We start from the raw sequence: 21147 nt of genomic DNA on the forward strand, positions 1-21147 counted from the left end.
AGGGACCGGACAACCGGCGCCCGGTGACTGTGTCAGGTGCCGGAGAAGGGCACGGGGACGCGCCGGAACACGCGCGGCGCGCCCTTTTCCCAAGGGCCCGGCGCGCGTCTTCACGGCCGCTCGGTAGGAGCGGGGCCGGCGCTCTCCGCGGTCAGCGCGGGGTCTCGTGCAGCAGCGCGTGCCGGGCCACCTGGACCCGGCTGTTGACCCCGAGCTTGCGGAAGATGTGCCGCAGATGGGAATCCACCGTGTGCCGGGACAGGACGAGTTCGGCCGCCACCGCCCGGTTGGAGAGCCCCAGCGCGACCAGCCGCGCCACGCGCAGCTCGGCCTCGGTGAGGCTGTGCCAACCGGTCCGCGGACCGGCCCGCCTGCCTCGCGTCCCCGTTCGGCTCATGCTCGGTTACCGTCCTTTCTCCTCCCGCAGGCCGTCCAGCAGCTTCTCGGCCCAGGAGGCGTCGTAGCCGTCCAGCCGGGGCAGCCCGCCCTGCTGCGGGTCGCCCGTCCAGGCGAAGTGCGCGCCGGGGTTGTGCGCGGCGAAGCCGCCCGCCGTGAACAGGTGAGGGCTGCCCTGGATCTGCGGCCCCTCCGCGATCCGCCAGTGCGCGTACACCTCGGCGCGGCCCGCGCCGCGCTCCATGGCCCCGGCGAGCGCCGGGGCATCCACCGCCGGGCACTCCTCGGCGAGTCCGAGGATGACCGAGGGGACGCTGATGCACCGGCTCTGCGCGTAGAACGCGTGGCGCAGCGCGGCGTCGAGCTGGTCGCTGCCGCGCAGCCCGCCCACGGCGGGGTCCTTGGCGGCCTGTACGGCCTCCAGCGCGGGCAGCGTGGTGGACGGGTAGTCCGACTCGGCGCCCGACCACACCCGCCAGCCCAGCTCGGGACGGTGCGCACCGATCACGATGACCTCGGGCTCCACGATGAACTTCGGCGTGGGCTGGCTGTTGAACAGCTCCAGCGGGAAGGCCCGGTGGTCGATCAGCAGCTCCTGGCCCCGCGCGCGGGCGGTGGCCCGCAGCGTGTGCAGGGCCAGGCTGGCCCAGGGACAGCCGATGTCGGACCAGACGGTGACCGTTCCCGGGTCGGCGGCGATGGTGGCGTCGGTCATGCTGCGCTCTCCTCGTTCGGTTCCGCGGGTGCCCGTACGGCGGCGCCCTCCGTGCCCCCTGCCGCTGTCCGGCACCGGCGGCGCGCCGCCGGGCACGGCGGCCCGGGAGTACGCGGGTGCCACCACGCCGGGGCCATGACCTCACATGGTGTAGCCGTGGGGGCGCTCGGCGCCCCTCGCCTCCGGCACTTCGTCAAGTGAGCACGTTCCCCCAGGTGTGCGCACCCTGCCCGGACGAGCCGACCTGACGGAGTCCCGTGCGCGCCGTTGGCCGCCGGGCTGCGCGCCCGCAAGCCTGGCCGCACGTGTGCTCTCCCGCGGCCCTGGTCCGGCGCCGCGCCGAACGAAGGAAGTGGGATGCCTGCCGTCACCGTCGACGATCTGCTGCTGCTCGACCGGATCAGCCGGCCCGGTCCCGGCCTCGCCGCCCCGCGCAAGGCCGTGGGGGTCGTCACCGCGCAGCACGGCACCGAGGGGGCGGGCTTCCCGGTCCGCCGGGTCTTCCCCGGTGCCCTGCCGCCGCAGCGCACCGACCCCTTCCTGATGCTCGACCACATCGGCTCCGTGGAGTACGCACCGGGCGACGCCAAGGGCGCGCCCTGGCACCCGCACCGCGGCTTCGAGACCGTCAGCTACGTGCTGGACGGGGCCATCGCCCACCAGGACTCGCACGGCGGGGGCGGCGTCATCGAGGACGGCGACACCCAGTGGATGACCGCCGGCTCCGGCATCCTGCACGACGAGATGCCCACCGAGGGGATGCTGGCCCGCGGCGGCGTGATGCACTCCTTCCAGCTCTGGGTGAACCTCCCGGCGCGCCACAAGTGGGACCCGCCGCGCTACCAGGACCTGTGCGGCACCTCCCTCACCCTGCTCGCCTCCGCCGACGGCGGCGCCCTGGTCCGGCTGATCGCCGGTGAGCTGGACGGGCACACCGGGCCCGGCCGGACCGTGACGCCGATCCTGCTGCTGCACGCCACGCTCGGCCCCGGCGCCCGGCTGGAGCTGCCCTGGCCCCGCCCGTTCAACGCCTTCGGCTACGTCGTGCAGGGGCTCGGCACCTTCGGGTCCGGCGAGCGGCCGCTGGTGGAGGGGCAGCTCGCCTGCTTCGGCGCCGGGGACGCGCTCACCGTGACCGCCGCCGAGCACCAGGAGGGCCCGGCCGGCACGCTGGACGTGCTGCTCTTCGGCGGGCGGCCGATCCGCGAACCCATCGCCCAGTACGGGCCGTTCGTGATGAACACCCGGGAGGAGATCGTCGAGGCGGTGGCGGACTACCAGAGCGGCCGCATCGGCGCCGTGCCCGCGCTCGCGTCGGACGGCTGACACCCCCGCCGGCGGCGCGCGCGGACGCCCACCCGTCGCGCGTATCCCACGGGGCGCGGGACGGCGCGAGCGGCCGGCACCACAGACGGCCGGCCCGGCTCCTGACGGCCGGGCCGGCGCTCCGCCGAGGGGACGGACCGGGGCACGGCCCGCACGCCCCTCGCACGGACGAGGGCCGCTCGCGCGGAGCGTGCGCGCGGAGGATTCGCCCGGAACGTGCGCGCGGAACGTCGCGCCGAAGGAGAGCTCGCGTCACACGGGAGCGGGCCGCACGCGGAGCGGGGACCAGGGCCGGCCCGGCCCTGGTCCCCGCTCCGCTTCCCTCCGCCCGGGTCACCGGCGCTCAGTCTTCGAGCGCCGCGAGGCCCTTCTTCAGCGCGGTGGCGATCTCCACCGCCCGGCGGGCCTGGAACTCCACGGAGGCGATGTTCTCCTGGTGCACGTTGCCCGGCTCGTTGGACGAGATGCTGCTGGCACCGTAGGGGTTGCCGTTCTGCTCGGCGAACATCACGGGGTCCGCGTAGCCGGGCGGCACGATGATGGCGCCCCAGTGGTAGAAGGTGTTGTTCAGGGCGAGCAGGGTGCTCTCCTGGCCGCCGTGCGCGGTGGAGGTGGAGGCGAACGAGGAGACCACCTTGTTCACCAGCTTGCCCTGGAACCACAGGCCGCCTGCGGTGTCGATGAACTGCTTGAGCTGCGCGGCCGGCAGGCCGAAGCGGGTCGGCGTGCCGAAGAGCACCACGTCGGCCCAGTCCAGGTCCGCCAGCTCGGCGGTGGCCACGTCCGCCGTGGCGGCGACGTGGTCGGCCCACGCCTGGTTGCCCTGGATGGCGGCCTCCGGCGCCAGCTCGGCGACCCGGCGCAGCCGCACCTCCGCGCCCGCCTTCTCGGCGGACTCGGCCGCGGCGGTGGCCAGCTTGTGGACGTTACCGGTGGACGAGTAGTAGATGACGGCTACGTTGGTCACGGGCTGTGCGCTCCCTCGGTTGTCGGGCGCCCCGCTGGGACACGGGGTGATCCGCATTCTGGGCGGACCGGCGTACGGGCTGCCATCGGCGGCGCCGGACTCCGTCAGGTCGCCGCCGTCCGGCTGCGTGACCCGGCCGTCCGGCGCGGCTACTTGACGAAGTACGCCGCACGACCCGGTGCAGGGCTGCCGGTGTGATCTATCGTCGGAGGGACCGCTCACCTTCCCCCCGCCGCTCGCTCGGCTTTCCGGAGCCGGGAGAGGAGTCCCGTCCCCATGGACGCCCGCCCGCCCGCAAGCGACTGCCTGACGCGGCTGCGAGCGGAGGGTGTGGGGATCTGGCTCGACGGGCTCGACCGGGAGCTGCTCAGCTCCGGGCGGCTCGCGCGGCTGGTCGAGGAGCGCTCGCTGACCGGGTTGACCGCCTCCGCGGGCGACACCGCCAAGGAGGTGTGGGCCCCGGCCTACCGCCCGCAGTTCGCGGACTTCGCCCAGCGGGGCATCACCGCCGGGGAGGCCGCCCGCCGGCTGGTCTCCTTCGACGCCCGCTGGGCCTGCGACGTCCTGCTGCCCTCCTACCGGACCGGCCGGCACGGCCTGGGCCTGGTCTCCATCGACACCGCGCACACCCCGCCGCGGACCATGCTGGCCGAGGGGCGGGCCGCCTGGTGGGCCGTGGACCGGCCCAACCTGCTGCTGAAGGTGCCGGTGTCGGACGAGACCCTGCCGGTCGTCACCGGGCTGCTCGCCGAGGGCATCGGTGTCGACGCCACCTGCGTCTTCCACGCCGGGCGGTGCCGGCAGGTCTTCGACGCCATGTTCGACGGGCTGGAGCGGGCCGCCGCCGCGGGCCGGGACCTGTCCGTGATCGGCACCGCGGTCTCGGTACCGGTCGGTCCGGTCGACGCCGCGGTGGACGCCCGGCTCGCCGCCGCGGGCGCCCCGCCGGGCCGCCCGCCGATGGGCCGGGCCGCACAGGCCCACGCCCGGCTGGTCTACCGCGCCTACGAACGGGCGCTGGGCGGCGAGCGGTGGCGGCCGCTGGCGGAGCGCGGCGCCCGGCCGCCGCAGGTCGTCTGGACGGCGACGGAGGCGCTGGGCCCGGCCGGGCCCGACACCCGCTACGCGGACGGGCTGGTGGCCTGGGGCGTGACCTGCGCGATGACCGAGGGGACGCTGGAGGCGGTCGCCGCGCACGCGCTGCTGGGCGGCGACACGCTCTCCGGCCGCCATGTGAGTGCCCGCCAGGATCTGGACGCGCTGCGGGACTTCGGCGTCTCCTACGAGGCGGTGGCGGCCGAGCTGGAGCGGGAGGCCTGCGCGAGCCGGCGGACGCTGTGGGAGCAGCTCCGGGAGAGCGTGGCGCAGTTGCTGGAGATGCCCGGCGCCTGACCGGTGTCGTCAGGCGCCGGGCGGTGCCGGTACCGCCCCGGAGGGTGGCGTCGGGGCGGGACCGTGCGTCAGGGCCGGCCGGGCGTCACCCGGGCAGGACCCAGCGCTGGTTCTCCCCGCCGTGACAGGACCACAGATGCAGCCGCGTCCCGTCCGCCGAGGACACCCCCTCCGCATCCAGACACTTCCCCGACTGCGGATTCACCAGCGAACCGTCCGCATGCGCCTCCCACACCTGCGCACCCGTCCCGTTGCACGACCACACCTGCACCTTCGTACCGTCCGCCGTACCGCCACCGGACACATCCAGGCACTTCCCCAGCGCCCGCACCGTCCCGTCACCCGGCAACGACCACTCCTGCGCCGCCGAACCGTTGCACGACCACAACTGCACCTGCGTACCGTCCGACGCGTCACCACCGGCCACATCCACACACTTCCCCCCGATCCCCGTGATCGGCCCCGACACCGGACCCGGGTCCGGACCGGAGCCGAGCTCCTTGATCCGGATGTCGCGGAAGGAGACCTCGTCGCTGTCGCCGTGGTTCTGCAGGCCGATGTACCCGTCGGCGAGGCTGCGCACGGGGTCGGTGTTGGTGAAGTCGTTGATCAGGGTGCCGTTCAGCCAGAGGCGCAGCCGCTCCCCCTCGACCCGGATCTCGTAGGTGTTCCACTCCCCCGGCGGGTTCAGGGCCGCGTCCCGGGCGGCGAGGTCGGCGGACTGGAAGCCGTAGACCGCCCCGGTGGTGCGCTCCGGTGCGTCGGTGGCGTCGATCTGGATCTCGTAGCCGTTGTCCACCGCGGACCACGGGTCGTCGGAGGCGGGGAAGCCGACGAAGACGCCGGAGTTGTCGTCACCGGCCATCCGCCAGTCCAGCTTCAGGGAGTACGAGGAGAACTCCTGCTGCTCGTACCAGAGCAGTCCCATGCCGCCCTGGGAGGTGAGGGTGCCGTCCTCCAGGGTGAAGGAGCCGGGCCCGGCCTGCGTCCAGCCGTCCAGCCCGGTGCCGTCGAAGAGCGGCGTGTAGCCGGTCTCCGGGCGGCAGTCGGCCTGGGCGGCGCCGGCGGCCCAGCGGATGCCGCCGAGCAGGTGCTGCCGGAAGGCCGGGTCGGCGAAGGAGGCCTCGGTGTGGCCGCCGCCGGTGTAGAAGGACCGCCCGCCCTCGTACTCCTGGCACCAGGCGATCGGGTGGTCCCCGCCCATCGTGCCGCCCTCGTAGGACGACTCGTCCAGGGACGCCAGCACCCGGGCGCGCTCCCGCGGGTTGCTGCGGTAGTTGTACCACTCGTCGGTACGCTGCCAGCCCTCCCCGAGGTGGGCGGTGGCCGGGTGGGCCCGGTCCTCCACCACCACGGTGGCCGGCTGGATGTGCGGGTGCGAGGCGAAGTACGCCCCGGCCAGGCCGCCGTAGAAGGGCCAGTCGTACTCGGTGTCGGCGGCGGCGTGCACGCCCACGTAGCCGCCGCCGTCCCGGATGTACCCCTCGAACGCCTCCTGCTGGGCGGCGTTCAGGACGTCCCCGGTGGTGGAGAGGAAGACCACGGCCTCGTACTGCGCGAGGTTCGCGCTGTCGAAGGCGGCGGCGTCCTCGGTGGCATCGACGGTGAAGTCGTGCGCGGCGCCGAGCTCCCGCAGCGCGGTCAGCCCCTCGTCGATGGAGCCGTGCCGGTAGCCGGCCGTCTTGGAGAAGGCCAGCACCTGGTAGGCGGGGTCGGCGGCGGGCGCCGCGTCGCCGGGGGCGGGTGCCTCCGGCGACGGTGCGGCGACCGCCGTGGCGGGCAGGGCCGCGGCGCACAGGAGTGCGCCGGCGGCCGCTCTGGCGAGTCTGGTCAGTGTCGTGGACACAGCGGTTCGCTTCCTCTCGGATGCGGTGTCGAGTCGTGTCGGACGTGCCGGGGCGTGCCGGGGCGCACCCGGCGCCGTGGTGTGCGTGCGTGCGGTGCGCGTGCGTGCCGTACGAGGCGGCACGGGCCGGCGGTCCCCCCCGGCGGGTTCAGCGGTGCCGAGGGGGCCGCCCGGCCGAGCGGGTCACGGGTTTCCGCGGACCGCCGGCCTGCTCCTCCGGCCGGGCGTCACCCGGGCAGGACCCAGCGCTGGTTCTCCCCGCCGTGACAGGACCACAGATGCAGCCGCGTCCCGTCCGCCGAGGACACCCCCTCCGCATCCAGACACTTCCCCGACTGCGGATTCACCAGCGAACCGTCCGCATGCGCCTCCCACACCTGCGCACCCGTCCCGTTGCACGACCACACCTGCACCTTCGTACCGTCCGCCGTACCGCCACCGGACACATCCAGGCACTTCCCCAGCGCCCGCACCGTCCCGTCACCCGGCAACGACCACTCCTGCGCCGCCGAACCGTTGCACGACCACAACTGCACCTGCGTACCGTCCGACGCGTCACCACCGGCCACATCCACACACTTCCCCCCGATCCCCGTGATCGGCCCCGACACCGGACCCGGGTCCGGACCGCCGTCGGTGGTGAAGGTGAAGTCGTCGACGTCGAAGAGCGCGCCGGCGCCTCCGGTGAAGACGAGGTAGAGCGTGGTGGTGCCGGAGGGCTGCCCGGAAAGCTCGGCGGTGACGTCCTGGAAGGTCTCCCAGTCGCCGGTCACCGGCACCTCGGTGCTGCCGAGCAGGGTGCCGTCCGGGGCCCCGGCCCGTATCTCCAGGGTGCCGCCGGCGCCGGCGGAGGAGACCCGCGCGGTGAGGGCGCTCGCGGTGTCCACGGAGTAGGGCTCGAAGGCGATCCAGTCGCCGTTCTCGATGTGGCCGACGGTGCTGCCGGCGTGTGCGTTGGTGTGGCTGACCACCTGCACGCCGGACGCGTCCGTGTAGTGCTCGGCCTGCCGGTGCTCGGGCTGCAGGACGGCCTGGTCGTGGCTGGTCAGCGGGGGCTGACCGTTCGCCCCGGCGTCGGTGTACTCGGCGTCGAGCACGCCGAAGACGTTCTCGTAGCCGCCGTGGCCGTCGTCCTTGGAGGTCTGGATGGTCCCGCTGCACCCCTCGGCCGAGGTGATCGGGTGGCCGTGGGTGTCGTGTCCGAGGACGAAGTTCACGGTCACCCGGGAACAGTCGATCTGCTCCTCCGGGTCGGTGACCGTCACCTCGAAGGGGACGGTGTCGCCGAAGGCGAAGAGCTCTCCGTCGTCGGGCACGGTCAGCCGCACGGTGGGCGCGGTGTTGCCGACCGTCACCTGGACGGAGGCGGTGCCGGTGGCGCCGTCCGGGTCGGTGACGGTCAGCGTGGCGGTGTACCGGCCGTTCCGGTCGTAGGTGTGGGAGGGGCCGGCGGCCGTCGAGGTGCCGCCGTCACCGAAGTCCCAGGAGTACTCCAGGGCACCGCCGTCCGGGTCCTGACTGCCCGCGGAGGAGAACTGAACGGTCAGCGGGGCCTGCCCGGAGGTGGGGGTGCCGGACGCCTCCGCGACCGGGGACCGGCCGTCGGTGATCGCCTCGATCCGGTAGAGCGCGGAGTTCTCGTCGCCGCTGAAGTAGCCGGTGCCGTAGTCCAGGACGTAGAGGGCGCCGTCCGGGCCGAAGGCCATGTCCATCACCTGGGTGCCCTCCCAGGGGAAGTCGTTGATGGACTGCACGGTCCCGCCCGCGTCCTGCTCGATCCGCTTGATCCACTGCCGCCCGAACTCGCCGGCGAAGAAGTCGCCGTCGAACTCCTGGGGGAACTTCACCGCGGAGTCCAGCCCGGCGTCGTACCGGTAGACCGGGCCGGCCATCGGGGACTCCGAACCGGTGCCGAACTCCGGCACCGAGCCGCCGTCGTACGGGATCCACGCCGGCTGGGCCGGGGGCAGCTCCCGCAGGCCCGTGTTGTGCGGCGAGTCGTTCACCGGGGCGCCGCAGTCGAAGGACGCTCCGGAGGTGCCGCTGCCGAAGTCGTAGTCGGTGTAGGCGTCGTTCTCCCCGGTGCAGTACGGCCAGCCGTAGTTGCCCGGCTGGGTGATCCGGTTGAACTCGACCTGGCCGCCGGGGCCGCGCGCCGGGTCGTCCGCGCCCGCGTCGGGGCCGTAGTCGCCCACGTAGATGGTGCCGGTCTCCTGGTCGACGCTCATCCGGAACGGGTTCCGGAAGCCCATCGCGTAGATCTCCGGGCGGGTGCCGGACGTTCCCGGGGCGAACAGGTTGCCGTCCGGGACGGTGTACGACCCGTCCGCCTGCACCCGGATGCGCAGGATCTTGCCCCGGAGGTCGTCGGTGTTGCCGGACGACCGCTGCGCGTCGAAGGCCGGGTTGCGGTCGGCCCGCTCGTCGATCGGTGTGTAGCCGTCGGACGCGAACGGGTTGGTGTCGTCCCCGGTGGAGAGCAGCAGGTTGCCGTCCCCGTCGAAGGCGATGTCCCCGCCCACGTGGCAGCAGATACCGCGGGACGCCGGCACGTCGAGGATCTTCGTCTCGCTGCCGGTGTCCAGGGTGCCGTCCGCGCGCAGCACGAACCGGGAGAGCCGGTTCACGCCGTCGAACGGCTCGAAGTCCGCCGGCGATCCGGTGCCGGGCGCGTCCCCGGCCGGGGTGTCCAGCGGCGGCGCGTAGTAGAGGTACACGAAGCGGTTCTGCGCGAAGCCCGGGTCGACCCCGACCCCCTGCAGCCCCTCCTCGTCGTGGCTGTAGACGTCGATCTGCCCGGCCACCGAGGTGTTCCCGGCGGCGTCGGTCAGCCGGACGGTGCCGTCTCGCGAGGTGTGCAGCACCGATCGGTCCGGCAGTACGGCGAGCGACATCGGCTCGCCCGTCTCCGGCTCGCCCTTGGCCAGGGTCACCTGCTGGAACCCTGCGGCGGCCGGGGCCGGGGCGGGCGCCGCTCCGGCCGGTGTGTGCAGTGCGGTGGCGCCGGCGGCGACGAGCAGAACGCCCGTCACCGCGGATACCAGTCTCCTGATTCTCCCGTGCACGCGATCCTCCGTTGGGGGACGGGTGTGTGTCGCCGGCACAGGCGCGCGCCGTCGCGCCGCCGTGGGCCCGTCGAGGGGGCGGGGTGCCACGGGTGGAGCAATGCGGTACGTCGTGCACCGTAGTGACTTCGGCCACGGACGAGAAGGCTTTGCACAGAAAGTCGTCGGCTTTTTCCAGGAGCTGGACGAAGCGGTTGCCGGACGCCCCTGCCCGGACGCCGCGGGCGCGGCACGCGGAGCTGCCGCGCACGGAAGGGAGGCGGCAGGGGCGCGTCGCCCCTGCCGCCTCCCTGGTCGCTCATGTCTCTTCCGCCGCCTCCGCGGCCTCCGTCGCGTCCCCCGTGCCCGCGTGCGGCGGGCGTGTGACGGGCGTGCAGCGTGCGGCGGGCCGTCAGCGTGCGGCGCTCACCGCCGGGGCGCCCGCCCGTCCAGGGAACTCCCGTCCGGTCAGGGCGAGGAACGGCGCCGCCTTCACCGCGGTCTCCTCGAACTCCGCCTCCGGGTCGGAGAGCGCCACGACGGCGCCCCCGGTGCCGTACCGGACCTTTCCCTCCGTCAGCACGGCGGTGCGGATCACGATGCTGAGATCCGCCGCGCCGGAGAGCGAGAAGTAGCCGATGGCGCCGGCGTAGACCCCGCGGGGGCCGCCCTCCAGCCGGTCGATGAGCTGCATGGTGCGGAGTTTCGGCGCACCGGTCATGGACCCGCCGGGGAAGGCCGCGCGGACGCAGTCCACCGGCGAGGAGTCCTCCCGCAACCGGGCCCGCACGGTGCTGACGAGCTGGTGCACGGTCTCGTAGCTCTCCACCCGGAAGACCTCCGGTGCCTCCACCGAGCCCCAGGCGGCGCACCGCCCGAGATCGTTGCGGACCAGGTCGACGATCATCAGGTTCTCCGAGCGGTCCTTCTCGTCCGCGGCCAGCCCGGCCCGCAGCTCCGCGTCCTCCGCGGGGGTCGTTCCCCGCGGGCGGGTGCCCTTGATGGGCCGGGACTCGGCGACGCCGTCCGCGGAGATCCGCAGGAAGCGCTCCGGCGAGGTGCTGAGCACCGAGAAGCCGTCGTGGGTGAGGAACGCGCCGAAGGGGGCGGGGCTGCTGCGGCGCAGCAGCCGGTAGGCGTCCCACGGGTCGGGACTGCCGTCCGCCTCGGCCATGTTGGTCAGGCAGACCTCGTAGGTCTCGCCGGCCGCGATCTCCCGCCGGCACTCCTCCACCAGCTCCAGGTAGCGCTCCCGGTCGTGGCGCAGCCGGACCTCGCCGAGCTGCGGCGGCCGGGGCGGCGCCGCGGGTGCCACGCCGGCCAGCGCGCCCAGCCGGTGGGTGGTGCGGTCCAGCCAGGCGCGGGCGGCGGCGGTCCGCCCCTCGGGGGCGAGCGCCAGCAGATACGTCTCCCGGCGCTCGTGGTCGAAGACGACGGCCCGGTCGGCGAAGACCATGGCGGCGTCCGGCTCGGTGGAGCGGTGTGCCGCGTCGCCTCCGCACTGGGCCTTCAGCTCGTAGCCGAGGTAGCCGACCCAGCCGAGCGCGAAGTCGCAGGGCAGTGCGGGCGTACGGACCCGCAGGCCGTGCAGGTCGCGGTCGAGCCAGTCGAGGAAGGCGTCGCGGGCCACGGTGCGGGTGCCGTCCGCGCCGGTCACGGTGACGGTGCGGCGCGGGACGTCGGCGGTGGCCACCCGGGCGAGCGGCCCGGAGGCGTCGCCCATCACCGAGAAGCGGCCGCGGGCGCCGTCGCGCCGGGAGGCGTCCAGCCAGTAGGCGTGCGGGCCGTCGCGGAACAGCCGGTCGAAGGCGACCTCGTCGTCCCAGCGGGTGGACAGCCGCTGCCCGAGGACCTCGTAGCGGCGCTCGCCGGGCGACCGGTCGGCGACGGCCGGGCCGATGGGCAGCGCGGTCACCGGCTGCGGGCGGGCCGCGCGGTGGCCGCGGGCGAGCCGCGCGAAGTTCCGGATGATCCGGTGGCCGTGGCTGCTGCACACGGACTCCGGGTGGAACTGCACGCCCCACAGCGGGCGGCTGCGGTGCCGGAGGCCCATCAGCACGCCGTCCGGCGTCCAGGCCGTGGCCTCCAGCTCGGCGGGCAGCTCGTGCACGGCCAGCGAGTGGTAGCGCACCACCTCGAAGGGGGAGGGCACGCCGTCGAAGAGGCCGGTGCCGTCGTGCACCACCGGGGAGAGCCGGCCGTGCCGCGGTTCGGGGGCCCGCCCGACCCGGCCGCCGTGCCAGTGGGCCATGCCCTGATGGCCCAGGCAGACGCCGAGGGTGGGCAGTTCGCCGGTCTGGATGATCTCCCGGCAGATGCCGAAGTCGGCGTCGCGTTCGGGGGTGCCGGGGCCGGGGGAGATGACGACGGCGTCGAAGTCGCCGAGGACCCCGGGGGACCAGTGGGGTTCGTTGTTGCGGATCACCACCGGTTCGTGGCCGGTGGCCTCGGCGATCTGGTGGGCGAGGTTGTAGGTGAAGGAGTCGTAGTTGTCGACCAGGAGTATCCGCATCAGTCGGCGACCACCTGGAAGAGGAGGTGCTCCACGCGGTCGTCGCCGTCCCGGATCACCCGGCGGCTGCGCTGCACCAGCCGGCGGCCGGTCTCGTCGGCGAGCCGGCGCAGGGTGTCCAGGTCGCCGCGGCTGCTGAAGTGCAGCAGCGCGGCGCCGTACGGAGTGGTCCAGCGGGGCGCCTCGGCGAGGAAGCGGCGGTGGGCCTCGTACCCGGGGTCGACGTACGCGCACTCCTGGGGTGCCCGGTAGCGGAAACCGGGGGGCGCGAGCACGTAGTTGGAGTGCCAGAAGACGGTGTCGAAGCGCTCGTGCGGGGGGAGGGCGGCGAAGAGGTCGCTGTGCACGGAGCGGACCCGGCCGGAGACGCCGTGGCGACGCGCGTTGAGCTCGGTGTTCCGCACGGCCTGCGGGTTGATGTCGGAGGCGAGCACCCGGTCGCAGCCCATGAGCGCGGCGGTGACGGCGACGATCCCGGTGCCGGAGCCGATCTCCAGCAGCGAGCCGCTGCGGGGCAGTTCGACGTCGTCGAAGCTGCCGAGGAACTCCAGCGAGACGCTGGTGGAGGGCGAGTAGTTCGGGGCGAAGACCTCGTCCAGGAGGTCCCATATCCGCCCCCGCATGGTGAACACGCGCGGCCGGTCCGGTCTGGTACGGGCGCGCTCGCTGCGCTCCAGCGAACGCACGTAGCTGCGTACTTCTCGCATGGTGGATCCCCCAGTCCTTCGGAAAGTCCGGCAGGCGGCCTGCGGCGCGGGTATCCTCGCGGCGGCCGTGCGCCGTTGCTGTGCCCTCACGGTCGCGCACCGGGCGTGACGGCCAGAAGGTCACCGGACAACACACTCGGCGCCCGCGCGCGGTGCCCGCGGCACCCTGGTGGCGGGAGCACACCCGCTTCGCACAAGTTCACAAGGTCACGCAGCTACGGGGGCACGTTGACTGAGCGTGTCGGACCCTCTACGTTCGAGCCCAGGCGCGTGGGACACTGGCCGTCGCCGCGAACGGGGGGTAACCGGGTGAATGCGCATGTGCCGAGAACGGCTGGCAGCGCCCTCTCCATGCTGGAGCTCCTCGTCCGGCACGCCCCGTCGGCCGCCTACGACGCGCTGGTCGACGAGGCCCGCCGCATCGGCGCCACCCCGGACGAGCTCTCCGAACTCGCCCGGGCCCGGGAACTCGCGCTGAACGTCCGGGACCTGATGCACAGCCAGCAGCGCCGCGAGGCCGGGCTGAACGCGCTGGTGGAGACCGCTCGCGACCTGACGCTCCCCTACACCCTGGACGCCCTGCTCAAGGTCATCACCCGGCGCGCCCGCGCCCTGCTGCACGTGGACATGTCCTACATCAGCTTCCCCTCCGAGGCCGCCGACGGGGACTACTACGTGCACACCGCCGACGGCCAGACCACCGCGCTGACCGAGGGCATGACGATCCCCGGCAGCGCCGGCCTCTCCGTCGACGTCCAGCGCAACTTCGCCCCGTTCTGGAGCCCCGACTACCTGGCGGACGACAGCATCAAGCACTCCGAGGTGATCGACGACGTGGTGCGGGCCGAGGGCCTGCACGCGATCCTCGCCGTGCCGCTGCGGCACGGCGACTCCCACTTCGGGGTGCTCTACTGCGCCGACCGCAAGATCCGGCACTTCACCCCGGACGAGATCGCGCTGCTGACCTCCCTCGCCGACCTCGCCGCCGTGGCCATCGAGAAGTCGCGCGCGCTCAACCGCGTCCAGGCCGAGGTCGCCGAGCTGGAGGTGGACATCTCCGGCACCAAGTCCCGCCTCGCCGACGGCGCCCGGCTGCACGACGCCGTGGTCGCCATGACCGACCTGGTGCTGACGGGCGGCGACCTGGCCGGGCTCGCCCGGCTGGCCGGGCAGGCGCTGGGGGGCACGGTCCTCGTCCGCGGCACGGACGGCCGTACGCTCGCCGCGCACGGCGAGCCCCCGGCGGAGCTCGACGAGGAGGGGCTGACCCGCGCCGCGCTGGACGCCCACCACTCCCGGCACACGGTGAGCACCGCGGACGGCTGCCGGGTGGCCGCCGTCACCGCGGGCGCCGAGGACCTCGGCACGCTGGTGCTCTGCCCCGGCCCGACCGGACAGACCGGGGACAGCGAGCGGCACCTGCTGGAGCACGCGGCACGCACCGCAGGCGTGCTCCAGCTCATGGTCCGCAGCACCTCCGTCGCGGAGAGCCAGTTCCGGGACGCCTTCTTCGACGACCTGCTGACCACCCCGCCGGAGAAGTACGAGCAGCTCCAGGAGCGGGCCCGCCGGCTCTCCATCGACCTGGACCGCCCGCACGTCGTGGTGGTCGCCCGCCCGGAGGGCGGCTCCCAGGGACGTGCCCTGGTGTGGGCGTCCTCGTACACCTACCGCACCGGCGGTCTGAAGAGCATCCGGGACGGCGTGATCGCGTTACTCCTCCCGGGCGACGACGCCGCCCGGGCCGCGCAGGCCGTCTCCGACGCCCTCTCACCGCTGCTGGAACGTCCCGTGACGGTCGGCGCCGCCGGGCCCTTCACCGGACTCGAACCGGTCCGGCCCGCGCTCCAGGAGGCGTTACGCTGCCTGGACGCGCTCGCCGCGCTCGACTGCCACGGCACCACCGCCTCGGCCCGGGAACTCGGCTTCCTCGGCGTGCTGCTCGGCGACGCCCGTGACGTCTCGGGGTTCGTCGCGGACGCCATCGGCCCCGTGCTGGACTACGACGCCCAGCGCTTCACCCAGCTCGTGCAGACCCTGGAGGCGTACTTCGACGCGGGCAGCAGCCCGACGCACGCCGCGGACAACCTGCACGTCCACCCGAACACCGTCTCCCGCCGCCTGGAGCGGATCACCGAACTGCTCGGTCCGGAGTGGCAGAAGCCCGCCCGCGCCCTGGAGATCCAGCTCGCGCTGCGCCTCCAGAGGGTGCGCGGCACCCTCCGGGCACCCGGCCAGGAGGGCTGAGGACCGCTCAGGCCGGCCGCTCCCACAGCCCGGCGCCCACCCGCTCCCCGCGGGCGCTCAGCACCCGGACCGCATGCGCCGCCGACGCCAGCGTCACGTGCCGGTGCCAGCCGTCGAAGGACCGCCCCTCGAAGTCCATCAGCCCGACCTGGGTGGAGACCGCCGCGCAGGCCGGCTCCACCCGGAGCGACAGCTTCGCCAGCCGCAGCAGCACCGCCGGCGCGACCCCGCCGAGCTCGGTGAGCCAGCACCGCTGCGGCCACCCGCGGGGCGAGTCCCACTCCCCCAGCAGCAGCAGCGGCCGGCGGTGCCGGGCACCCGGCCCGGAGCCGGGCAGCTCCACCCGTACGCCCGCCACCAGGCTCACCCGCGGCGCCCCGGTGAGCGGATCCGGCCAGTCCACCGGGCGGCGCAGGGTACGCACCATGTGCAGCAACTGCTGCGCGGTGAACTCCCGGTTCTCCAGCCCGTGCACCACCGGGTCGGCCGCGGTCACCACCGTGGTGCCCGCCGCGTGCGCCAGCACGTGCATCCCGCGCTCGGCGAACCGCCGCACGGCCACCCCCGGGTCGGCCTCCGGGAGGTCCAGCACCACCGGCCGCGGACGCAGCCCCGACGCACGGCCCAGCCCGGCGGCCGCGGCCGCGGCACAGTCCACGGGCGCCGCGGGCGGCAGGCCCTCCCGGAGCTGCTGCGGGCAGCCGTTCCGGCCGTCCCCGGAGAGCACCAGCCGCCAGTCGACCGGTACCGCGGCGTCCGCGCCGACACCCCAGGCGCCCAGGGCCTGCTGGCTGTTGACCACCTGTCCGAGCGAGGGCACGAACCGGCGCTCCACACCGACCGAGTGCTGCCCCGCCTTCGGGATCACCAGCGGACGCACCACCCAGGCGTCCGGACGCAGGGTCTCGTCCACATGACAGGCCAGTGCGGTGCGCACCGGCCGCCAGTCCCAGGTGGAGGAGGTGATGAAGTGGTGCAGACTCTGCTCCGCCGCCCGGTCGCCCACACAGGAGGCGATGTTGCGGATCGACTTGCGACCCTCGGCGGCAAGTAACCCGCGCAGATACTGCTCGCCCTTACGGCGCTGGTCGCTGCGGGGCAGCGAGGCGAAAATGCGGCTGCACACCTCGGCGACCACGGCGTCCGGCACCCGCTCGTGGCGGGCCGGTCCGCCCGCCCCGGCACGCCGGCGCGGGCGCCGGACCGGGCTCTGCTGACGGGTGACGACTGCGGTGCTGGACCCCACGGGACTCCCCCTTCGTCCGCTTTCGGTGGAGTCCACGGTGCGGGGGGAGCCGCCGCCCGGCACAGGTGCGCCCGACACACTTCTGCCCGGCGGCGATGCGCATGCGGCCACCCGGAGCGCCGCCGACCTGCGACGACGCGGGCAGCCGGGGGGTGGTGGTCCGGCCACCACCCCCGTCGTGCTAGGCCGTCCCGCCCTGCACCTGCTCGAAGCGCCAGCGATGCACGGGCCGGGCGCTCAGCTCTTCGGGCGGATCCGGCAGCTCCGGCAGCTCCGCGTCGAGGTCGGCCGACCACCAGGTGATCACCAGTACGCGGCCGCCGGGCGCGGCGAAGGTCTCACGGCGGGGCGGGGCCGGGACGAGCACCTGGGCACGGCACCAGGTGAGCAGCTCCTGGTCCCGTCCCTCGGCGGCCCGGGCCTCCCACATCAGTGCGACGGTCATGTCTCGTAGAGGTTCTTCCGGCTGAGTTCGTGGACGTGGTCGTGGTCGTGCGCGGGACCGGGGACCTGCCGCGGCCCCGTACCGTACGGGTCCCCCGCCACGCCCGGGACATGCGGTTCCGTCACCGGCAGCGAGGAGTCCGCGGGCAGGTCCCAGTGCGAGGCGGAGCGTCCGCGGGCCACCATCTCCGCGCCCAGCGCCGCCACCATGGCGCCGTTGTCGGTGCAGAGCTTCGGCCGCGGCACCCGCAGCCGGATGCCCGCGTCCGCACACCGCTCCTCGGCCATCGCCCGCAGCCGCGAGTTCGCCGCCACGCCACCGCCGATCATCAGGTGGTCGACCCCCTCGTCCCGGCAGGCCCGGACGGCCTTGCGGGTGAGCACGTCGGTGACGGCCTCCTGGAACGACGCGGCCACGTCGGCGACCGGCACCTCCTCCCCGGCGTTCCGCTTCGCCTCGATCCAGCGGGCGACGGCGGTCTTCAGACCGGAGAAGGAGAAGTCGTACGGCGCGTCCCGCGGCCCGGTCAGCCCGCGCGGGAAGGCGATGGCCTCCGGGTCGCCCTCCCGGGCGTACCGGTCGATCACCGGGCCGCCGGGGAAGCCGAGGTGCAGGATGCGGGCGATCTTGTCGAACGCCTCGCCGGCCGCGTCGTCGATGGTCGAGCCGAGCGGCCGCACGTCCGCCGTGATGTCCGGGGCCAGCAGCAGCGACGAGTGCCCACCGCTGACCAGCAGCGCCATCGTCGGCTCCGGCAGCGCACCGTGTTCGAGCTGGTCGACGCAGATGTGCGAGGCCAGGTGGTTCACGCCGTAGAGCGGCTTGCCCAGCGCGTAGGCGTACGCCTTCGCCGCCGAGACGCCCACCAGCAGCGCCCCGGCCAGCCCCGGCCCGGCGGTCACGGCCACGCCGTCCAGGTCCCGGGGGCCGACCCCGGCCTCCCGCAGCGCACGGTCGACGGTGGGAACCATCGCCTCCAGATGGGCGCGACTGGCCACCTCCGGCACCACGCCGCCGTACCGCGCGTGCTCGTCCACGCTGGAGGCGACGGCGTCGGCCAGCAGGGTCCGGCCGCGGACGACGCCGACACCGGTCTCGTCGCAGGAGGTCTCGATACCGAGGACAAGGGGCTCGTCAGCCATGGGTGGTCGTTCCTTGGGTGTGGTCTTCGTGCACGGCGGCGGACGGCCGCCGCATGACGAGGGCGTCGATGTTGCCCGGCTGGTAGTAGCCGCGGCGGACGCCGACGGGACGAAAGCCGAAGCGCTCGTAGAGGCGCCGGGCACGGGCGTTGTCCACCCGCACCTCCAGCATGACCTCCTCGCACGCGAAGTCGTCGGCCGCGGACAGCAGCGCGGTCAGCAGCCGGGAGCCGAGGCCGCCGCCCTCGTACGAGGGCAGCACGCCGATGGTCTGCACGTCGCCCGTGCGGTCCGTGACGGCCAGCCCGCCGTACCCGGCCAGCCGGCCGTCCGGCTCCGCCGCCACCAGATAGCGCCGGGTCGGGCGCGGGCCGCGGGCGTACGCCAGCTCCGACCAGAACATCCCGGCCGTCCAGGCGTCCTGCGGGAAGAGCACCTTCTCCAGGCCGAGCACCGCGTCAATGTCCCACCAGCGCATCTCGCGGAGGACGACGGTCCCACCGGACCCGCCGTCCACCGTCACGACTCCGTCCGCCGGGGTGCTCACCGCGGGGTGACCACCTTGTAGCCGGCCGGCACCTTGGCGTCCGGGCGCCGCAGATAGAGCGGGCGGGGCGGCAGGAAGCCGGCGTCCGCGGGCGCCGCGTCCACCGCGGCCGCCGCCGTCCCCGCTGCGGTGAGCCGCTCCGCGGCGAGCGCCGCCAGCGCCGCGGCCGACGCCTGGGACGGCAGGTCGGGGCGGGCCCCGGTGAAGGTGTCCGCGTACAGCAGCGCGCCCGCACCGGCCGCCGGCACCCCCGCCACCTCGCCGGCGATCTCCGCGGGCCGGGCCACGGCGGGCTCGCCGAGCCGGGTCCGGGCGTCGGCGTAGCGCGCCCAGTAGACCTCCTTGCGGCGGGCGTCGGTCGCCACCACGAACGGGGTGGTGAGCCCGGTCGCGTAGGCGATGCCGTCCAGCGTGCAGAGGCCGAGCACCGGCAGGCCGAGCACCGACCCGAAGGACTCGGCGGTGGCGAGCCCGACCCGCAGGCCGGTGTACGGGCCCGGGCCGACGCCGGCCACGAGACGGGTGACCTCGGTCAGCTCCCGGCCGGCCTCCCGCAGCACGCGGTCCACCGCGGGGAGCAGCAGCTCGCCGTGCCGGCGGGCGTCGACCTGGTCGGAGCGGGCGAGGAGGCGGTCGCCGTCGTGCAGGGCGACGGTGACGGCGGGGGTCGCGGTGTCCAGAGCGAGCAACAGCACGGGCCCAAGCCTACGGCGGCCGGCGCCCGCCGCGTCCCCGCCGTCGCCCCACCGCGCACCGCACCCGGGCCCCGAAGGCGGTGGGACGGCGCGCGGGACGACACGGGACGGCGCCCAGGTGACGCCGGTGGGAGCCACGCCACCAAGATCCCCCCGGACTGCTAACGTCGGGCGGGGCGGGAAGAGCGAGGAAGGGCGGCACACGTGGCACGCAGCAGCGGTGGCAGCGCGGGAGCATTCGTGGCCGGGCTGACCGCCGCGGCGCTCGCCGCGGTGGCCTTCCTCGCCTACCAGGCGTCCGCCGCCGCGGACCGGGTGCCGGACGACGGCCCCGAGGCCCGGAAGTCCGCCTCCGCCTCCCCCGGCGGCGACGGCGGCACCGACGACGCCCGGCCCGGCAGGCCTCCGCTGCCCGCCGGCTCGGGGGACGGGGAACGCGTGGTCTACGCCCTCGACGCACAGCGGGTCTGGCTGGTCGGCACGGGTGAACAGGTCACCCGCACCTACCGGGTGTGGCCGAGCTCCGTCAGCCCGCCGCCCGGCGAGTACCGGGTGAGCTCGCGCTCCGCGCGGGTGACCGGCTCCGACGGGGTGCCGGTGGAGAACGTGGTGCGGTTCGCGAGCGTCGACGGCACCACGGTCGGCTTCAGCGCCGCCCTGGACGGCTCCCGGCCCGACCCGGAGCCGGGTGAACGCACCGGTGGCGTCCGCCAGCGGCGGGCGGACGGCGAGGCCATGTGGCTCTTCGCCGACGTCGGCACCACGGTCGTGGTCGTGCCCTGAGGACCCCGACGGCCCTCGCCGCTGCCTCTCCCCGGGGGACGGGCACGCCCCGAGAACACGGGACGAAGAATCACCCGGAAGAGGGATCCGCGAGCGGCCCGTACGCGGACCCGGGCTGCCCCGCTACGCGGCGTCGCGCCCCACGGACGGCTCGGTCGCGCCGTGCGGCTCCTCGGGCGGGCCCGCCGCCGGAACGGGCTCCGGCACCGACGGCGGCCGGGAGACCGCGTCCGCCGCGGCGCAGGAGGCGAGCAGCTCACTCATCGACGGCGACGCCTGCTGCCCCGCGCGGGGGCGCTTCCGCTCCTCGGCCGGCATGAGCTCCTCCTGGGGTCGGGCACGGAGTTAGGCAGACCTAACCTCCTCGCGTACCCCCCATGTGACCACGGGCGTAGCCCTCCGCGCAACCGCTTGCCGACGCGTTGTCGGAAACGCGGGCGGGCCGGGACCGGCCGGGCAGCGCCGCCGTTCCGGCGCCGCGGACAGGGCCCGGTGCGCGTACGCGGCGCCCGCTCTCCGGCCTCCGGCTCCCGGGGCGCGGCCCGACACCCGGTGCACGGGCCCCGACGCCAGTCGCCCGGCGCCCGCGTCCGCACCCGGCCTCCGGTGCGTGGGCCCCGCGCCCGGCCCGGGCGCTCAGCCCAGGGCGGTCAGGTCTGCCGCGGCCCAGCGGGCGCCGACGCCGGTGACCGTTACCCGCCGCACGTCGTGGTCCTCACCCGTCTGCCCCCCGGCGTCCGGACCGCCGCCCGTACCGCCCGCGCCGGTCCCGTTGCCGAGCCGCCGCTCGATCACCACGTGCAGCCGGTCCTCGGAGAGGTCCTCCACCTTCCCCTCGCCCCACTCCACGGCGACCACCGACTCCGGCAGCGAGACGTCCAGGTCCAGGTCCTCCATCTCCTCCAGCCCCCCGCCGAGCCGGTACGCGTCCACATGCACCAGCGGCGGCCCGCCCGAGACCGAGGGGTGCACCCGGGCGATGACGAAGGTCGGCGAGGTGACCGCGCCGCGTACCCCCAGGCCCTCCCCGAGCCCGCGGGTCAGCGTCGTCTTGCCCGCGCCCAGCTCCCCGGTCAGCAGTACGAGATCGCCGGGGCGCAGCAGTCCGGCCAGCCGGCGGCCCAGCTCCCGCATCCC

General features: G+C 74.7%; 18 protein-coding genes. 4 read left to right on the forward strand and 14 right to left on the reverse strand.

The features are described from left to right. Positions 1–151: 151 nt before the first annotated feature. A complete protein-coding gene (locus HOY81_RS13710) occupies positions 152–397 on the reverse strand; it encodes a response regulator transcription factor (RefSeq protein ID WP_237320620.1) in 246 nt (81 codons plus the stop codon). A 6-nt stretch (positions 398–403) separates the two neighbouring features. Further along, complete coding sequence (locus tag HOY81_RS13715) at positions 404–1111, reverse strand: DsbA family protein (protein WP_237320621.1); 708 nt, start codon at positions 1109–1111, stop codon at positions 404–406. A gap of 357 nt (positions 1112–1468) precedes the next feature. On the opposite strand from HOY81_RS13715, the gene HOY81_RS13720 reads away from it, so the two are divergent. Continuing rightward, complete coding sequence (locus HOY81_RS13720; RefSeq protein ID WP_237320622.1) at positions 1469–2437, forward strand: pirin family protein; 969 nt, start codon at positions 1469–1471, stop codon at positions 2435–2437. 343 nt (positions 2438–2780) lie between these two features. Here HOY81_RS13720 and wrbA read toward each other — a convergent pair whose 3' ends face one another. Beyond that, positions 2781–3404 carry an NAD(P)H:quinone oxidoreductase gene (wrbA, locus tag HOY81_RS13725; RefSeq protein WP_237320623.1) on the reverse strand — a complete coding sequence of 208 codons (624 nt, stop codon included), beginning with the start codon at positions 3402–3404 and terminating at the stop codon, positions 2781–2783. 276 nt (positions 3405–3680) lie between these two features. Here wrbA and HOY81_RS13730 point away from each other — a divergent pair, with 276 nt between their 5' ends. Then, on the forward strand, positions 3681–4796 hold the full coding sequence (locus tag HOY81_RS13730) for a transaldolase family protein (protein WP_237320624.1): 1116 nt from the start codon (positions 3681–3683) through the stop codon (positions 4794–4796). An 85-nt stretch (positions 4797–4881) separates the two neighbouring features. Here the strand turns inward: HOY81_RS13730 and HOY81_RS13735 are convergent, their stop codons facing one another. From HOY81_RS13735 to HOY81_RS13750, 4 genes are all read right to left on the reverse strand, one after another. Beyond that, positions 4882–6642: a ThuA domain-containing protein gene (locus HOY81_RS13735; protein ID WP_237320625.1), complete on the reverse strand. Its 1761-nt coding sequence runs from the start codon at positions 6640–6642 to the stop codon at positions 4882–4884. A 227-nt stretch (positions 6643–6869) separates the two neighbouring features. After that, on the reverse strand, positions 6870–9707 hold the full coding sequence (locus tag HOY81_RS13740) for a PQQ-dependent sugar dehydrogenase (protein ID WP_237320626.1): 2838 nt from the start codon (positions 9705–9707) through the stop codon (positions 6870–6872). Between the two features lie 391 nt (positions 9708–10098). After that, a complete protein-coding gene (pabB, locus tag HOY81_RS13745) occupies positions 10099–12198 on the reverse strand; it encodes an aminodeoxychorismate synthase component I (RefSeq protein WP_237320627.1) in 2100 nt (699 codons plus the stop codon). Next, on the reverse strand, positions 12198–12905 hold the full coding sequence (locus HOY81_RS13750) for a 50S ribosomal protein L11 methyltransferase (RefSeq protein ID WP_237320628.1): 708 nt from the start codon (positions 12903–12905) through the stop codon (positions 12198–12200). Before HOY81_RS13750 ends, pabB begins: the two co-directional genes overlap by 1 nt. Before the next feature lie 321 nt (positions 12906–13226). Here HOY81_RS13750 and HOY81_RS13755 point away from each other — a divergent pair, with 321 nt between their 5' ends. Then, a complete protein-coding gene (locus HOY81_RS13755) occupies positions 13227–15152 on the forward strand; it encodes a helix-turn-helix domain-containing protein (protein ID WP_237320629.1) in 1926 nt (641 codons plus the stop codon). A gap of 7 nt (positions 15153–15159) precedes the next feature. Here the strand turns inward: HOY81_RS13755 and HOY81_RS13760 are convergent, their stop codons facing one another. The 5 genes from HOY81_RS13760 to tsaB form a co-directional block, all read right to left on the reverse strand. Next, positions 15160–16398, reverse strand: a complete 1239-nt coding sequence (locus HOY81_RS13760) for a transposase (protein WP_237320630.1) — start codon at positions 16396–16398, stop codon at positions 15160–15162. Between the two features lie 181 nt (positions 16399–16579). Continuing rightward, positions 16580–16843 (reverse strand): hypothetical protein, encoded by a 264-nt coding sequence (locus tag HOY81_RS13765; protein ID WP_237320631.1) that lies wholly within the window; start codon positions 16841–16843, stop codon positions 16580–16582. Continuing rightward, positions 16840–17985, reverse strand: a complete 1146-nt coding sequence (tsaD, locus tag HOY81_RS13770; RefSeq protein WP_237320632.1) for a tRNA (adenosine(37)-N6)-threonylcarbamoyltransferase complex transferase subunit TsaD — start codon at positions 17983–17985, stop codon at positions 16840–16842. The genes HOY81_RS13765 and tsaD overlap by 4 nt, the downstream gene beginning before the upstream one ends. Next, the gene (gene rimI / locus HOY81_RS13775; RefSeq protein WP_237320651.1) at positions 17978–18463 is read right to left on the reverse strand and encodes a ribosomal protein S18-alanine N-acetyltransferase; all 486 of its coding nucleotides are present in this window, start codon (positions 18461–18463) and stop codon (positions 17978–17980) included. Before rimI ends, tsaD begins: the two co-directional genes overlap by 8 nt. A 65-nt stretch (positions 18464–18528) precedes the next feature. After that, positions 18529–19227 (reverse strand): tRNA (adenosine(37)-N6)-threonylcarbamoyltransferase complex dimerization subunit type 1 TsaB, encoded by a 699-nt coding sequence (gene tsaB / locus HOY81_RS13780; protein ID WP_237320633.1) that lies wholly within the window; start codon positions 19225–19227, stop codon positions 18529–18531. Between the two features lie 204 nt (positions 19228–19431). Between tsaB and HOY81_RS13785 the strand changes: the two genes are divergently transcribed. Further along, entirely contained in the window at positions 19432–20010 is a 579-nt protein-coding gene (locus HOY81_RS13785) for a L,D-transpeptidase (RefSeq protein WP_237320634.1), read from the forward strand. 123 nt (positions 20011–20133) lie between these two features. Here HOY81_RS13785 and HOY81_RS13790 read toward each other — a convergent pair whose 3' ends face one another. Continuing rightward, positions 20134–20328 carry a hypothetical protein gene (locus HOY81_RS13790; RefSeq protein ID WP_237320635.1) on the reverse strand — a complete coding sequence of 65 codons (195 nt, stop codon included), beginning with the start codon at positions 20326–20328 and terminating at the stop codon, positions 20134–20136. Between the two features lie 318 nt (positions 20329–20646). Then, on the reverse strand, positions 20647–21144 hold the full coding sequence (tsaE, locus tag HOY81_RS13795) for a tRNA (adenosine(37)-N6)-threonylcarbamoyltransferase complex ATPase subunit type 1 TsaE (RefSeq protein WP_237320652.1): 498 nt from the start codon (positions 21142–21144) through the stop codon (positions 20647–20649). Between the last annotated feature and the right edge of the window lie 3 nt (positions 21145–21147).

Origin of the sequence: Streptomyces sp. JJ36 (assembly GCF_021696945.1) — a bacterium.
Lineage (GTDB): Bacteria > Actinomycetota > Actinomycetes > Streptomycetales > Streptomycetaceae > Streptomyces.